Raw genomic sequence first — 15351 nt, 5'->3', positions numbered from 1 at the left:
GATGCAATGGCTTGCGCTGATCTCCGTTCGTCGGCCTGTATTCGCGGCCGTGCTCATGCTCCTCGTCGTCGTTCTCGGTGCCTCGGGCTATCGCGGGCTCGGAGTTGATGAGTTCCCGTCGGTCGATATCCCAATCGTGATCGTCACCGCGCGACTGCCGGGCGCGGCGCCCCAGGAGGTCGAGACTGAGGTGAGCGACAAGCTCGAGGCGGCTCTGAACACGATCGCGGGCGTGGATGAGCTTCGCTCTACATCGGCCGAGGGCGTCAGCATGGTCGTCGTCACCTTCGACCTCAGCAAGAGCGCGGACGGTGCGGCACAGGAGGTACGTGACAAGGTCCAGGGAGTCCTGGGAGACCTCCCGAAGGGCATCGAGCCGCCGGTCGTGGCAAAGGTTGACCCGACGGCGGCGCCAGTCGCGCTCCTCGCGGTACGATCGAATCGACCGATTCGCGAGACCACCGAGCTCGCGGACAAGGTCGTCCGCCGACGCCTGGAGACCATCGCGGGCGTCGGGCAAGTCAACATGATCGGCGGCCGGAAGCGCCAACTTCGTGTGTGGCTCGATCCAGTTGCCTTGCGCGCACGCGGCGTCACCGCAACGGAGGTGTTCAACGCGATCGGCCTTCAAAGCCAAGCAGCGCCGGGAGGTAATCTCGTCGCTGGACCGTTCTCGGCGACGCTCCGCGTCGACGGCCGGGTCGCCTCACCGAGGGAGCTTGCTCGAATCGTCGTTCGGCAGGTGAACGACGGCACGGTTCGCGTCGAGGATGTCGCTCGCGTCGAGGATGCAGAGGAGGACGCGCGCTCCTTCGCGCAGCTCGACTCGGAGCGAACGGTGGTCTTCTCGGTCGTGAAGCAGGCGGGGCAGAACACCGTCGCGGTGACCGATGCCGTGAAGGCCCAGCTGGACGACATTCGAGGTTCCCTCCCATCCGACGTAGCTGTCGAGCTGATTCGTGACAACTCGACGATCATCCGCAATGGCACGCGCGCGCTCCTGGAGCACCTGATCGTCGGTGGCCTCCTCGCGGCCCTCGTCGTGTTGGTGTTCCTGGGCGACGCGCGGAGCACGCTGATCGCGGCGATCTCCATCCCAATCTCGGTGATCGGCACGTTCGCTGTCATGGAGGCCTTGGGCCTGACGCTCAACTTCTTGACGCTGCTCGCGCTCGCGCTGGCGGTCGGCATCGTGATCGATGACGCGATCGTCGTCCTGGAGAACATCGTTGGCTGGATCAAGGAGAAGAATCGCAAGCCCTTCATGGCGGCGGTCCTGGCCACCAGGGAGATCGGTCTCGCCGTCCTCGCGACGACGTTCTCGCTCCTGGCCGTGTTCGTTCCGGTCGCGATGATGAGCGGAATCATCGGGCGTTTCCTTAGCAGCTTTGGCATCACGATGGCGATCAGCATCGCGGTCTCGATGCTCGTCAGCTTCACGCTCACGCCCGCGATGGCTTCGCGCATGCTCACGAGCGATCGCGGAACGCCGCTGCTCGCACGGGTCGTCGACACGGTCTACGTGCCGATGGAACGCGTGTACCTGCGGGCTCTCAGGTGGGTGATGACGCATCGATGGGTGATGGTGCTGACCATGGTCGCCACCCTTGGGTCGTGTGGCCCGATGATGCGCGGCCTCCCTGCCGGCTTCATGCCGCCTCAGGACCGAGGGGAGTTCGAAGTTTCGATTCGCGCCCCCGAGGGGAGCTCTCTGGAGGAAACGCAGCTGATCGCGGAGCGGATCGCGCTCGACGTTCGTAGCCTTCCGGGCGTGGAGCACACGCTCACAACGGTCGCCGAGGATCCGCAGCAGACGGCGAACCTCGCGAAGGTCAGGGCGTTCCTCTCGGACCCGTCGCGGCGCGAGCACAGCCAGATGGCGCTGATGGATACGGTGCGCACGAGGCTCCTCCCGAGCTACCCGAAGGAGCTGCGCCTGGGCGTGGCTGAGGTCCAAGCGTTCAGCACGGGTTCGTCCACAGCGCGCGTCAGCTATGCGATCACCGGCTCCAATCTCGAGGAGCTCACGGCCAAGAGCGAGCGAATCGTCGCAGAGCTGCGGAGGTCCCCAACGGCGGTCGACGTCGACAGCTCGCTCGTTCTCGGGAAGCCTGAGGTCCGGGCGCGAGTCGATCGAGACCGTGCGGGAGATCTCGGGGTTCGCGTCGCGGACATCTCGGAGACGCTCCGTCTGTTCGTCGCGGGGCTCAAGGCTTCCACGTACGCGGAATCTGGTGAGCAGTACGACGTGCAGGTGCGCGGCGAAGCCGCGTGGAGAGCGAGCCCAGAGGCGCTCGCCGCCGTGGATGTTCCGTCGTCGAAGCGCGGCTCGGTACCACTGTCGAGCGTGGTCGCGCTGAGCGAGGCCGAGGGTCCTGCCGTCATCGACCGCCTTTCGCGCCAGCGTCAAGTGACGATCACCGCGAACCCGGCCGCGGGCTATAGCGACAGCGACACGATGGCAACGATCACCAGGCTCGTCGCCGCCGAGGGGCTCCCGGAGGGCGGCCGGCTGATGCCGCTCGGGCAGACCAAAGAGCAGCTACGCAGCGGCCCGGCGTTCCTGCTTGTCTTCGTCCTCGGCTTCATCTTCATGTACCTCGTCCTCGCGGCTCAGTTCGACTCGTGGGTGCTCCCCATTTCGATCCTCGTGACGTTGCCGCTGACGGTGCCGTTCGCGCTGCTCTCCCTGCTGATATTCCAGCAGTCGCTCAATCTCTTCTCTGGGCTGGGGCTGCTCGTCCTCTTCGGCGTCGTGAAGAAGAACGCGATCCTGCAAGTCTCACAGACGAACGTACTCCGCGCTCGAGGCATGACGCGGCTCGACGCCATCATGGAGGCGAACCGCGAGAGGCTGCGCCCGATCCTCATGACGACCCTCGCGTTCGTAGCGGGGATGATCCCGCTGATGCTCGCGAAGGGCATCGGCTCGGAGGTCAATCATGCTACCGCGGGCATCGTCCTCGGCGGTCAGACGCTCTCGTTGGTCCTGACGCTCCTCGCTGCTCCCGTCACATACTCCATCCTCGACGACGTGTCGGCGTGGTTCGCACGCCGAAGACGCGAGCCGCATGAAGATCGCGGAGAGCAGGAGCTGACGGAGTTCCTCCGCGAAGGGACAGGCAGGGGCGAGGTGGCCGCCGACGTCGCGAACGCGGTGGAGGTCGTCCGATGAGAGCGTGGTGGGCGTGGCCGTTTGGAATCCTGGTCTCGTCTTCACCGTGGGCGCAGCCGATCACGCTGAAGGACCTCCTTGAGGCGGCCGGCACGAGCTACCCGCCGACGCGCTTCTTCTGGTTCTCGGGCCCCCTGCGCGACGACCGCGACGGCCGCGAGCTTCAGCCCGTGCAGCCAGCCGGCGTCGTGCAGGGCGGAGGCGCGAGCGACGCCCTGGGCGAAGCCGATCATGAGCAGCGCCGACGGGAGCGTGAAGCACGTCGAGGCGACGACCGCGCCGAGCAGGCCGGCACGCTGTATCCCGAGCGCGAACACGACCTGACTGCTCGCGGGGCCGGGGAGGAACTGGCAGAGCGCGCCCAGGTCGCCGTAGTGCGCGTCGTCATCCGCGCGCGCCTCGCCGGCCCAGGACGCCTTTCTTCAGAAAGTCGATCAGCACCTCGAGCTTGGGGGCGAGGTTCGCCCGGCTCGGATAGTAGAGAAAGTAGCCCGGGATCTTCGGGCAATACCTGTCGAGCACCCGCACGAGTCGCTTCTCGGACACCAGCGCGCTCACCATGTCTTCGAAGACGTACGCGAGCCCGACGCCCTCGACGGCAGCGTCCACCAACACCGATCCGTCGTTGGTCACCACGCGACCGTCGATGGCCAGCTCCAGCTCCTTGTCGCCCTCGACGAACTTCCACCGGGCGACCGCGCCCGTCGACATGCGCAGGCCGATGCACTCGTGCTCGTGGAGCTCGCGCGGGTGAGTGGGCTTGCCCCGGCGCGCGAAGTAGTCCCGCGAGCCGACGACCACGAGGCGCTGGTCCGGGCTCACGCGAACGGCGATCATCTCGCGATCGAGGCTCTGGCCGAGGCGTATCCCCGCGTCGAAACCTTCGGCGACGATGTTCGACAGCGCCTCCTCGAGGCAGATGTAGATGCGGATGTCGGGGTACGCGGCGAGAAAGGCCGCGAGCTTGGGCTTGATGACGTCGTTGTACCCGGTCCGGAGCATCGTGAGGCGGAGCAGTCCCGACGGCCTCCCGTTCCTGGCCATGAGCGACTCGAACGCGACGTCGATCCCGTCGAAGGCGGGCTTGAGCTGCGCGATGAAGTGCTCGCCGGCCTCGGTCAGCCCGACGTTGCGCGTGGTTCGCTGGAGCAGCCGCACGCCGACGCGCTCTTCGAGGGCGCGCACGATCTGACTCACCGCCGAGGGCGTCACCCCCAGCTCGGCAGCTGCCGCCCGAAAACTGCGCTTTTCGGCGACGCAGAGGAACGCTCGAAGCCCGGATAGTTCGTCACGCATTGTTTAGCTTCGCTACCCATAGCATGCACGATTCCTCGTATTTTTATTTCGTTCGGCGAGGCTAATCTCTTCGAAGAAAGCAACGCAGAGGAGACCGCCATGACGCCATCGCTACCCATGCCCATCGCTGCCTACGTCGAAGCCAACGCGCGCCTCGACGTCGACGGAATGCTCGCCCCCTTCGCCGCCGACGCCGTCCTCATCGACAACGGGAGGCGTCACCAGGGCCACGCCGAGCTGCGGAGCTTGCTCGAGGAAGCCGTGATCCCCGCCAAGGCGATCTTCACGCCGGATACGGCTCGCCACGAGAACGGTCAGGTCGTGGTCGAAGGCCCCGCCCACGGCGACTTCAAGGGCAGCCCGATCCGCTTCACCTATCGGTTCACGCTCGAAAAGGGCGCCATCAAAGCCCTGGAGATCACGGCGTGAACATCAAAGCCGATCCCACCGAGTTCGCGGGAAAGCGCGTCCTCGTCAGCGGCGGCACCAAGGGTGCGGGCCGCGCCACCGTCGACCGCTTCCGGGCCGGCGGCGCGCGAGTGATCACCGCCGCGCGCGGGACCCCGGAGCCCATCGCCGGCGTCGAGTTCGTCCAAGCGGACCTGGCGACGCCCGAGGGCGGGCAAACGCTGGCCAAGGCGGCGCTCGAGCGCATGGGCGGCGTCGACATCCTCGCCCACGTGATCGGCGGCTCGGCGTCGCCGGGCGGCGGCTTCGTCGCCCTGACCGACGAACACTGGCTCGCCGAGCTGAACCTGAACCTCCTCGCCACGGTCCGTCTTGATCGCCTCCTCGTTCCGCAGATGATCGAGCGAGGCGCCGGCGCGGTGGTGCACGTCACCTCCATCCAGTCGGTCCTGCCTCTGCCCGAGTCGACCACGGCCTACGCCGCCGCCAAGGCCGCGCTCAGGACCTACAGCAAGTCGCTCTCCAAGGAGCTCGGACCGAAGGGCGTGCGGGTCAACGTCGTCTCCCCCGGCTGGATCATGACCGAGTCGTCCGCCGAACTGCTGAAGCGTCTGCAGGCCGCGCATGGCGGAACGATCGAAGATGCGAGGCAGCTCGTGCTCGACAGCCTGGGCGGGATCCCGATCGGGCGCCCCGCCGAGCCGGCCGAGGTCGCCGACCTCATCGCCTACCTCGCCTCCGACCGCGCTGCCGCGATCCACGGCGCCGAGTTCGTCATCGACGGCGGCACCGTTCGGACCGTCTGAGTGCAGGAGATGCCTCCCGGAGCCGCGCGACTCCTAGCGTTCGCTGTCGAGGCTCGCCATCTGCGCCTCGGGGTGCCGGCTCCCGCGGAACGCGCCTTTCGGCAGGAGCGCTTCGAGCGCCGACTTCTCGCTGACGTGCCCAGTCTGTGGACGAGTGGCGTGACGGCAAAGCTCTCGTCCCCAGGGCGTGGATGCCCGACGGCACGGCGTGAACCCTTTCGCGCCGTCAAGGGTTCGAGCCCCGTGCGGGACCACGCCCCGGCGTTCAACTGTCCCGCGCGCGCTCGACGCGGCCGTCTTTGCGCTCGCGGCGCTCTCAGCGCGTCCGCGAACCCGGCGCACACGACGCTCGCCGACGCGCAAACCCTCGGGGAATCAGGGGGAGAAAAGGCAACGGCCCCGGAGATCGCTCTCAGGGGCCGCTGTCTACTGACGCCTCTCGCGATGTTCGCGAGGAGGAAGAAATGGCTCCAGCTGCTGGACTCGAACCAGCGACCCGGCGGTTAACAGCCGCCTGCTCTACCAACTGAGCTAAGCTGGAATGCGTTGGAGACGGGCGCGAGGATAGTCAGCGAGGCCTTCCCGTCAAGCGAATCCGCACCGCCGCTGAAGTTTGCGTGACGCCCCGGTGTGCTCGCCCGCTCCGCGCGAGATTGCCCGCCCGGCGTGCTTCTGCGACAACGCCGCCGTGCAGCACGCCGCCGTGCCTTTCCCGCCGCAGCCGCCGGACGCCCCGGCGCCCTCTCCGGCCCCCTCCCCCTCCGCCGCCCGCTCCGCCGGCCGCGGCGGCCTCGCCATCGCCGGCGCCAAGGTCTCCTTCATCCTCTTCGGCTTCGTCCAGCAGCTCATCCTCCCCCGCCTGCTCGGCACCGACGGCTACGGCGCTGTCTCCGTCGTCCTCGCGGGCGTGGGCGTCGTCAACAACGTCATCGTCGCGACCGGCATCCAGGGCGTCTCGCGCGCCGTCTCCAGCGTCGCGGAAGAGGACGTCGCGGCCGCCTTCCGCCGCACGCTCGCCCTCCACGCCCTCCTCGCCGTGGTCGTCTCCGCCGGCTTCGCGCTCCTCGCCGGCGCCATCGCCGACTTCTCCGAGGCCCCGCACGTCGCGGGCCCGCTGCGGCTCGCCGCCGCCGTCGTGCTCCTCTACGGCCTCTACGCCCCGCTGGTCGGCGCGCTCAACGGCCAGCGGCGCTTCGTCACGCAGGCCGCCTTCGACGTCGGCTACGGCGCGCTCCGCACCGCGAGCATCGCCGCCTTCGCCTTGCTCTTCCTCCGCGCCGGCCAGAGCGGCGTCCTCGGCGCGATCGCCGGCTTCGTCGCCGCGGCCGCCGTCATCGTCCCGCTCGCGCTCACCAGGACCGGCCTTGGCCGCCCCGGCAGCGCCGGCCCCTCGATCCGCGAGCACGCCGCCTTCCTCCTGCCGCTCGCCGTCTCGCAGACGTTCCTGAACCTCCTGCTCCAGACCGACTTCTTCCTCCTCCGCCGCTTCCTCGGGCAAGCCACGAGCGGGCTCGCGCTCGGCGCGAAGGCTGCGGACGACCTCATCGGCGTCTACCGCGGCGCGCAGCTCTTCGCGTTCCTGCCGTACCAGCTGCTGCTCTCGGTCACGTTCATCCTCTTCCCGATGCTCGCCCGCGCGCACGCCGAGAACGACCGCGCCGCGGTCCGCCGCTACGCCATGACGGGCGTCCGCCTCTCGTTCCTGCTCACCGGGCTCCTCTGCGCCCCGATCTCGGGCCTCGCCCCGCACGTCCTGCGCTTCGCCTTCCCTGTCGAGATCTGGAGCCGCGGCGGCGACACGCTCCGCGTCCTCTCCCTCGGCATGGGCGCGTTCGCCGTCCTCGGCGTCGCCTCGGCCGCGCTCACCAGCCTGCACCGGGAGCGCGCGGCCGCCGCCCTCACCGCCACCACCGTCCTGCTCGTCGCCACCGGCTGCTCGATCGCCGTCCCGCGCGCCGCGTTCGGCCCCGACATGCTCGTGCGCTCCGCCGTCGCCACCTCGCTCGCGCTGGCCACCGCCGCGGTCGCCGGCGGCGTCCTGCTCCACCGCGCCGCCGGCGGCTTCGTCCCCGCCCGGACGGCGCTCCGCGTCGGCGCCGCGCTGCTCGCCGGGATCGCCGTGGGCGCGCAGCTCCCGTGGCTCGGCAAGATCGCCGTGCTCGGCGAGGCGATCCTGGTCGCCCTCGTGTACCTCGCCGTGCTCATCGCCACGCGCGAGGTCGGCCGCGAGGACCTCGCCGCCCTCAAGCAGGCGTTCGGGCGCGGCGCGCGCCGCGCCTAGCTCCGCGCGCACGCCCGCGTCCGTCCCGGCGCGCGCCCTGAGCGCCCGCCTACAGCCGCCTCCGCGCCCTCTTGACCGTCAGCCGGCGATCTCGCATACGGCCTCTCCCCCCAGCCCGGCCAGCGCCGCGCCCGCTCGAAGGCCGAGCGGGGCCCCACGGCGCGCCGGGCACGCACAGACAGGCGAAGACGTGGCCCCTCAATTCATCTTCACGATGCAGGATGTCCGGAAGGTGCACCCCCCGAACAAGGAGGTGCTGAAGGGCCTGTGGCTCTCCTTCTACCCGGGCGCGAAGATCGGCGTCCTCGGCTCGAACGGCGCCGGCAAGAGCACCCTGCTGCGCATCATGGCGGGCGTCGACAAGGAGTACCTCGGCGAGGCGAAGCCCGCCGACGGCATCCGCATCGGCTACCTCGCCCAGGAGCCGCAGCTCGAGGCCGGCAAGACCGTGCAGGAGCACGTCGAGATGGCGGTCCACGACGTCCGCTCCCTCGTCCAGCGCTTCGAGGAGATCGGCGCGAAGCTCGGCGAGTCGCCCCCCGACATGGAGGCGCTCCTCGAGGAGTACGCCGCGCTCCAGGACAAGATCGAGGCCGCGAACGGCTGGGAGATCGACCGCGTCGTCGAGCGCGCCATGGACGCCCTCCGGCTGCCGCCGCCCGACGCCGACGTCACCAAGCTCTCCGGCGGCGAGCGCCGCCGCGTCGCCCTCTGCAGGCTCCTCCTCGAGAAGCCGGACATCCTGCTGCTCGACGAGCCGACCAACCACCTCGACGCCGAGAGCGTCGCCTGGCTCGAGCGCTTCCTCCACGACTACCCCGGCACCGTCGTCGCGGTCACCCACGACCGGTACTTCCTCGACAACGTCGCCGGCTGGATCCTCGAGCTCGACCGCGGCGCCGGCATCCCGTACGAGGGCAACTACACAGGCTGGCTCGAGCAGAAGAAGAAGCGCCTCGAGCTCGAGCAGAAGCAGGAGAGCGCGCGCAAGCGCACCCTGGAGCGCGAGCTCGAGTGGGTGCGCCTGGCCCCGCGCGCCCGCCAGGCCAAGAGCAAGGCCCGCCTCGCCGCCTACGAGACGCTGCTCGCCGAGGACAAGTCGAAGAAGGTCGAGGAGAACGAGATCCACATCCCCGCCGGCCAGCGGCTCGGGAACGTGGTCGTCGAGGCCGAACACCTCCGCAAGGGCTTCGGCGACCGCGTCCTCATCGACGACCTCAGCTTCTCGCTCCCGCGCGGCGGCATCGTCGGCATCATCGGGCCGAACGGCGCCGGCAAGACCACGCTCTTCCGCATGATCATGGGCCTCGAGAAGCCCGACGGCGGCGCGCTCAAGCTCGGCGAGACCGTGGAGCTCGCGTACGTCGACCAGTCGCGCGACGCGCTCAACCCGACCAACAACGTCTGGCAGGAGATCTCCGGCGGCGAGGATCGCCTCCTCGTCGGCAAGCGCGAGGTCAACTCGCGCGCGTACGTCGCGAGCTTCAACTTCGCCGGCAGCGACCAGCAGAAGAAGGTCCGCGATCTCTCCGGCGGCGAGCGCAACCGCCTCCACCTCGCCAAGCTGCTCCGCCGCGGCGGCAACGTCCTCCTGCTCGACGAGCCCACCAACGACCTCGACGTCGACACGCTCCGCTCGCTCGAGGAGGCGCTGCTCAACTTCGCCGGCTGCGCCGTGGTCATCAGCCACGATCGCTGGTTCCTCGACCGGATCGCGACCCACATCCTCGCCTTCGAGGGCGACAGCAAGGTCGTCTGGTTCGAGGGCAACTACGCCGACTACGAGGCCGACCTGAAGCGCCGCCTCGGCGCCGACGCGGCCGAGCCCCGCAAGCTCCGCTACCGCAAGCTCACCGCGGGCTGACCCGGGGCCCGGCGCGCCTCGCACGGCGCCCCCGCGGCATTCCACCCCGGAGCACGTTTCCGGTCGGGTGCGACGCGCACGCACCGGTATTTTCTGGTCACAGGATCACCCCGCCCACGTAAGCGTCCGACCGCTCTTCAGCTAAGCTGCGCCCGATGCACGGCACGAGGAGAAAGGGCTCCCCGCCGAGCGCCCGCAGGGACTGGGGGCGCCTCGCCGTGCGCGTTTTGTGCGTCTTATTCGCGCTGATCGGCGCGATCCCGCTCGCGCTCGGCTTCCTCGTGCGCACCGAGACGGTGCGGGCCTGGGCGGCGCGCGAGACGGCGGCGCTGCTCCAGCGCGAGCTCGGCATCACGGCCCGCTACGACGTGCGCGTCCAGGCCTGGCCCCTCATGGTCGGCCTGAACCGGCTCGTCGTCGACTCCTCGGACGGCGGCGCGCCGTTCCTCGAGCTCGAGCGCGTGGCCATCCGCCCGCGCCTGTTCTCGCTGCTCGCGGGGCACATCGACGCCGGGGACGTCGAGATCATCGGCCCCCGCGTCCGCGCGGTGCTGAAGGACGGGGAGCTCCGCAACCTCACCCTCCCGAGCACCGGCGAGGGCGGCGGGGGCGGCCTCGACCGCGCGCCGCTCTCCTCGGTGGCCATCACCGACGCGCGGGTCGACCTGACGATCGACAATATCCGCGTCCAGGCCACCGAGGTCGACGTCGACGTCTCCGCCGAGCCGTCGGACGCGTTCGAGATCGCGATGCGCTCCGGCCTCGTCTCGGTCGTCCACACGCACCCCGCGCCCGGCCACGAGGCCGAGGAGGACAGCGTCGACGAGGACGTCGTCTGCCGCTTCGACACGCGCGTCCGCGTCGAGCCGGGCCGCGCGCTCGTCCGCCGGCTGATCCTCGAGGGCGCCGCCGACTTCGACCCGGATCCCGGCACCGCGCCGCCCTGCGCGCTCCAGGACGGCGACTGGCGCCGGGTGGAGCTCGAGCTCGGCGCCCTCCGCGCCGTCGGCCTCGGCGGCGGCATGCCCCACCGGATCGAGGGCCGCGTGCGGGCGCGCCTCCCCGTGCCGATCGTGCACCGCTTCCTGGCCCTGCCGCCCGCGTCCGGCTCGGTCTCGCTCGACGTCGACGCGGAGTACGACGCGGCGTCCGCGCCGCTCGGCCTGGCGCTCCCCCGCCTCAAGGGCACGCTCCTGCTCGACCGGCCGGGCCTCGACGGCAGGGTCTTCGCCACGCGCCTCGCGGGCAAGGTCTCGACGACGCCGGACGCCGTGCAGCTCTCCGACACCGACGTCGCCTGGGCCGACGGCACGCTGAAGATCTCGAGCGCGGAGATCAAGCCGTTCGAGAAGGGCGTGCCGCTCCAGGCCGGGCCGATCGACCTCGCCAACGTCGAGCTGCCCGGCCTGCTCCGCGACCTCGCGGTCCACCCGCAGGCGCACGTCGCGTGGACGCTGCGCGAGGGGAGGTTCGATCGCTTCGGCGGCACGCTGTCCCCGCTCTCCCTCGAGGGCCCCCTCGCCGTGCAGACGCACGGCTTCGACATCTTCGATCACCCGACGAAGGACCCTGCCCGCAAGCGCCTGATGGGCGTCAAGGAGGCCACGGTCCGAGGCTCGTTCCAGGTGCGGCCGAACGCCGTCGTGCTCTCGGGCTTCTCGGTCGACACGCCGAGCTCGCACCTCAGGACCACCGTCTCGCTCGGCTTCAACGACCAGCTCGGGGTCGAGGTCCACCCGGGCTCGCGCGTGGACCTCGCGGAGGTCTCGCCGCTCGCGGCGCTCGAGCTCGCCGGCGTCGCCACGCTGAAGGCCGCGATGCACGGCTCGTACGAGCACCCGAAGCTCACAGGCGAGGTCGGCATCGAGAAGTTCGTGTTCGGCGGCTTCCCCATCGGCGACCTCGAGCCCTCGCCGGTCGCGTTCGAGCCGCTCGCCCTGACGCTCGAGAACGCGCGGGTCCGGCACGGGGCGAGCCGCGTCCGGGTCCCGTCGATCAAGGTCGATTTCGACCCGGCCGGCAACCTGCCCAAGGGCCGCCCGCTCGACAGCTCGGCGGGGATCGTCGTCGTGGACGCGACCGTCGACACGCGCGAGGCGCCGCACCTCGCCGCGCGCGACCTGCTCGAGGTGCTCCGCCTCGACAAGGATCCGCGGTTCGCCGACTACAAGGCGACCGCGAGCGGGACGGCCCGCGCCCACTTCGCGCTCGGCGGCCCCGAGGACCGCTGCGGCGGCGGCTACCTCGCCGTGAACGCGGGCATGCGGCTCACCGGCGTCGAGCTGCTCGACGAGCGCTTCGACGAGGGCGAGGTCGACCTCGACATGATCTGGGACGATCAGGCCGCCGGCGCCGACGGCATGCGGCTCGACGTCCGCTCGGCGTCGCTGCGCAAGGGCACGGGCTCCGTGCTGGCGAGCGCCTCCGTCGCGCACGGCGGCGCGCTGAAGGGGAGCGTCATCGCGAGCGGCCTCCCGCTCTCGCGGATCGACGGGCTCGGGGCGGCGGCCTCGCAGTTCGACGGCTCGGTGTCGGTCGTCGCCAGCCTGGGCGGCACCGTGAGCAGGCTCGCCGGCTTCGCGGACGTGCACGTCTCGCGCGTCGGCATCCGCCGCGCGCACGCGAGCCTGCCGCCCTCGCGGGTCGAGCTCACGATCCTGCCGAACGACAAGCCGCCGAAGATCATCGGCAGGACGCCGATCTGCGGCAACCCCCAGGGCGCGCCGTTCGATCCGGCGGAGTACGAGCGCGACCTCCCCGACGGTTCCCTCGTCGCGAACGGCTCGCTGTTCGGCGGGCAGGTCGCGCTGAAGGGGCTCCGCGTCACGCGCCAGCGGCGCAAGATCGTGGACGGGGACGTGCGCATGGACGCGCTCGACCTGGGCACGCTCGCGAACCTGATCCCGGGCGCCGCGCTCGCGGCGGCGCCGAAGGGCACGATGACCGGGTCGCTCGACATCGAGCGGCTCCCCCTCACGGATTTCCGGCAGTCGGCGCTCACGCTCACGGTCGACGCGCTCAAGCTCGATCGGGAGGGCCAGGGGGTCCACCTCACGCGCCCGAGCGGCCCGATCCGCCTCGCGGGCAACACGCTGAAGGTGCCGGAGCTCCACCTCGAGGCGCACACCGCCTCGCGCCTGTCCGCCGCGTTCACGGCGTCCGGCGAGGTCAAGCGGGTGTTCACGGCGCCGGACCTCGACGTGGCGATCCGGGTGAGCCCGACGAGCCTCTCGCGGCTCAGCGCCGACATCCCGCAGATCCGGCACGCGCGGGGCACGGTGCAGGCCGAGGTCCAGGTGGCCGGGCCGCTCCAGGGGCTGCGCTACACGGGCTCGGCGACGCTCAAGGAGGGCGAGCTCGACGTGGTCGGCCTGCCGGTCTCGCTCGACGACATCGACGTGGAGTTCGCGATCGGCGGCGACCAGGTGCGCCTCACGAAGGCGAGCGCGCGGGTCGGCACGGGCACGGTGACCGCGGTGGGGCACATGCCGGTGCGCGGCCTGACCCTCGGCACGGCGCAGGCATCCATCGTGGCGAACGGCGTGAAGCTGCCGGTCGCCGACGGGGTGAACCTCACCGCGAACGCCAACCTGACGGCGAGCTTCCGGCCCGGCGTCGAGGACGACGCGTCGGGGGAGAAGAACCTGCCGCGCGTCGAGGGGAAGATCACGCTCACGTCGTTCAGCTACACGCGCCCCATCCTGATGAGCATGGACCTCGGCGATCTCACGGGGCGCCAGCGGACGACGGTGCAGACCTACGACCCCGCCGCCGACGTGGTCCGGTTCGACGTCACCGTCGCCTCGCCGAACCCGCTCCGCTTCTCGAACGATCTGGCCGACATGCGGCTCGAGGTCTCGCAGCCCGGGCTCGCGCTCTCGGGCACGAACCAGCGCTTCGGCGCGCGCGGCACGCTGCGCATCCTGCCCGACTCGAAGCTCATGCTGCGCAGCACCGAGTTCGAGGTCCGGGACGGCTACGTCCGCTTCGACGATCCGTTCCGCATCGCGCCCAAGGTCGACGTGCGCGCCGAGAGCGAGTACCGCCGCTACACGTCGACGAGCACCGCCGCCGCGGCGGACGCGACGTCGGGCGCGGAGCCCACGGCGCCGACGGCCGCGGCCGCGGGCAGCAGCGCGAACTCCAGCGGGCTCTGGCGCATCAAGCTGCACGCCCAGGGCGACGCCGACAACCTCCAGCTCAACCTGACGAGCGATCCGCCGCTCAGCCAGGAGGACATCGTCCTGCTGCTGACGCTCGGCATGACGCGCGCCGAGCTCAACCAGGGCGTCGTGTCGTCGCTCGGCGAGACCATGGGCCTCGAGGCGCTCTCGTCGCTGACGGGCGCCGACAAGGCGGTGAAGACGATGGTCCCCCTCATCGACGAGTTCCGCTTCGGCACCGGCTACTCGTCCAAGAACGGCGCCCCGGAGCCGACGGTGACGATCGGCAAGCGCATCACGGACGCGGTGCGCGCCAACGTGACGACGGGGCTCTCGCAAGGCAGCCAGGTGCGCGCGGGCGTCGAGGTGAAGCTCAGCGACCGGATGAGCCTCCAGGGGTCGTACGACAACTCGAGCGACGCCTCGAGCTCGCCGCTCGGCAACGTGGGCGCCGACCTGAGGTGGCGGCTCGAGTTCGAGTGACGTTCGAGCCGCGGATGGCTCTCGAAGGACGCTCGCGTGGCGCTCGAGCCGCGGCCGTCAGGTGGCCGCGGCGAGCGCCGCGTCGAGGGCGCCATACCGGTCGTCGCGGCCCGAGACCCACTGCCTGTGGCCCATGAGCTCGAAGATGCGCCGGTGCTTCGGGTTCTTCCAGGTCATGCCGAGCAGCGCGCGCTGGAACGCCTCGGCCTTCGCCTCGGGCAGCGCCGGCAGCGCGTCGAACATCGCGAAATCGTAGGCCGGCGTGGTCCAGAGGACGTCGACCCGGCGGAGGTCGATGTGGCCGCTCGCCTGCTCGGCGAGCCACACCGCGTCCCCGACCGCCGCCGCCTGCGCCTTGCCCTCGTGCAGCGCCGCGAGCGCCTGGACCTCGCTCGTCGCGGTGTCCCCGTGCTTGCCGACGTCCACCTCGAACGGCATGAGCTGGATCTTCTCCACGGCCACGCCCGCCTGCCGGAGGAAGTGGAGCGGCAGGATGCGCGCGTGCGCCGAGTCGACGCTCCCGACGGCGAGCGCCTTGCCCTCCAGATCGCTGAGCGCCCCGACGGCGGCGTCGCGGCGGACGAGCAGCTTGCTGTGGAAGTCGCGATCGATCTCGCGCATCGCGAGCGAGCGGGACCGTCCCTCGGTCTGCCGCTTCACCCGCACGTGCGCGACGGCGCTGTTCCAGGCGACGTCGATGTGCCCGCGGATCAGCGACTCGACCTGGCGCTCGTACGTAGAGAACAGCGCGAAATCAATCAGGATTCCATGTTCGCGGAAGTGCTCGCGCAGGCTCTCCCACAACGTCACCACCTTGGCGTCATGCGCCACGGCGCCGACGAGCATCGCCAGGTCCTTCATCCGGTGCCTCGCAC

Annotated in this window: 8 protein-coding genes, 1 tRNA gene and 1 pseudogene; 6 read left to right on the top strand and 4 right to left on the bottom strand. The window is 70.6% G+C overall.

Annotated elements, in window-relative coordinates:
* Position 1 precedes the first annotated feature (1 nt).
* On the top strand, positions 2-3175 hold the full coding sequence (locus WMF11_RS06440) for an efflux RND transporter permease subunit (RefSeq protein ID WP_437976801.1): 3174 nt from the start codon (positions 2-4) through the stop codon (positions 3173-3175).
* Positions 3176-3309: 134 nt separating this feature from the next.
* Here the strand turns inward: WMF11_RS06440 and WMF11_RS06435 are convergent.
* Positions 3310-3561: pseudogene (locus WMF11_RS06435) on the bottom strand (chromate transporter); the annotation flags it as partial.
* Positions 3560-4471, bottom strand: a complete 912-nt coding sequence (locus WMF11_RS06430; RefSeq protein WP_437976800.1) for a LysR family transcriptional regulator — start codon at positions 4469-4471, stop codon at positions 3560-3562. The gene WMF11_RS06430 and the pseudogene WMF11_RS06435, both read right to left, overlap by 2 nt.
* Before the next feature lie 99 nt (positions 4472-4570).
* On the opposite strand from WMF11_RS06430, the gene WMF11_RS06425 reads away from it, so the two are divergent.
* Both WMF11_RS06425 and WMF11_RS06420 read left to right on the top strand, forming a co-directional pair.
* Positions 4571-4900, top strand: a complete 330-nt coding sequence (locus WMF11_RS06425) for a nuclear transport factor 2 family protein (RefSeq protein WP_437976799.1) — start codon at positions 4571-4573, stop codon at positions 4898-4900.
* Positions 4897-5685, top strand: coding sequence for an SDR family oxidoreductase (locus WMF11_RS06420; protein WP_437976798.1), 789 nt, complete (start codon positions 4897-4899; stop codon positions 5683-5685). The genes WMF11_RS06425 and WMF11_RS06420 overlap by 4 nt, the downstream gene beginning before the upstream one ends.
* 465 nt (positions 5686-6150) lie before the next feature.
* On the opposite strand, the gene WMF11_RS06415 is transcribed toward WMF11_RS06420, so the two are convergent.
* Positions 6151-6226: transfer RNA gene (locus tag WMF11_RS06415), tRNA-Asn, on the bottom strand.
* Between the two features lie 147 nt (positions 6227-6373).
* Here WMF11_RS06415 and WMF11_RS06410 point away from each other — a divergent pair.
* The 3 genes from WMF11_RS06410 (at position 6374) to WMF11_RS06400 (ending at position 14476) form a co-directional block, all read left to right on the top strand.
* Positions 6374-7966: a lipopolysaccharide biosynthesis protein gene (locus WMF11_RS06410; protein ID WP_437976797.1), complete on the top strand. Its 1593-nt coding sequence runs from the start codon at positions 6374-6376 to the stop codon at positions 7964-7966.
* Between the two features lie 190 nt (positions 7967-8156).
* Positions 8157-9830, top strand: a complete 1674-nt coding sequence (ettA, locus tag WMF11_RS06405) for an energy-dependent translational throttle protein EttA (protein WP_437976796.1) — start codon at positions 8157-8159, stop codon at positions 9828-9830.
* Between the two features lie 218 nt (positions 9831-10048).
* Positions 10049-14476 carry a translocation/assembly module TamB domain-containing protein gene (locus tag WMF11_RS06400; RefSeq protein WP_437979282.1) on the top strand — a complete coding sequence of 1476 codons (4428 nt, stop codon included), beginning with the start codon at positions 10049-10051 and terminating at the stop codon, positions 14474-14476.
* Between the two features lie 57 nt (positions 14477-14533).
* Here the strand turns inward: WMF11_RS06400 and WMF11_RS06395 are convergent, their stop codons facing one another.
* A complete protein-coding gene (locus tag WMF11_RS06395; RefSeq protein ID WP_437976795.1) occupies positions 14534-15337 on the bottom strand; it encodes a phosphate/phosphite/phosphonate ABC transporter substrate-binding protein in 804 nt (267 codons plus the stop codon).
* Positions 15338-15351: the final 14 nt, after the last annotated feature.

Origin of the sequence: Sorangium sp. So ce295, assembly GCF_051527405.1 — a bacterium.
GTDB lineage: Bacteria > Myxococcota_A > Polyangia > Polyangiales > Polyangiaceae > Sorangium > Sorangium cellulosum_B.
This window is presented reverse-complemented; position numbering and strand designations above follow the sequence as displayed.

Coding starts and splice junctions, on each gene's coding strand:
- WMF11_RS06440 (WP_437976801.1), top strand. CDS start 2: ATGCAATGGCTTGCGCTGATCTCCGTTCGTCGGCCTGTATTCGCGGCC.
- WMF11_RS06395 (WP_437976795.1), bottom strand. CDS start 15,337: ATGAAGGACCTGGCGATGCTCGTCGGCGCCGTGGCGCATGACGCCAAG.
- WMF11_RS06430 (WP_437976800.1), bottom strand. CDS start 4,471: ATGCGTGACGAACTATCCGGGCTTCGAGCGTTCCTCTGCGTCGCCGAA.
- WMF11_RS06425 (WP_437976799.1), top strand. CDS start 4,571: ATGACGCCATCGCTACCCATGCCCATCGCTGCCTACGTCGAAGCCAAC.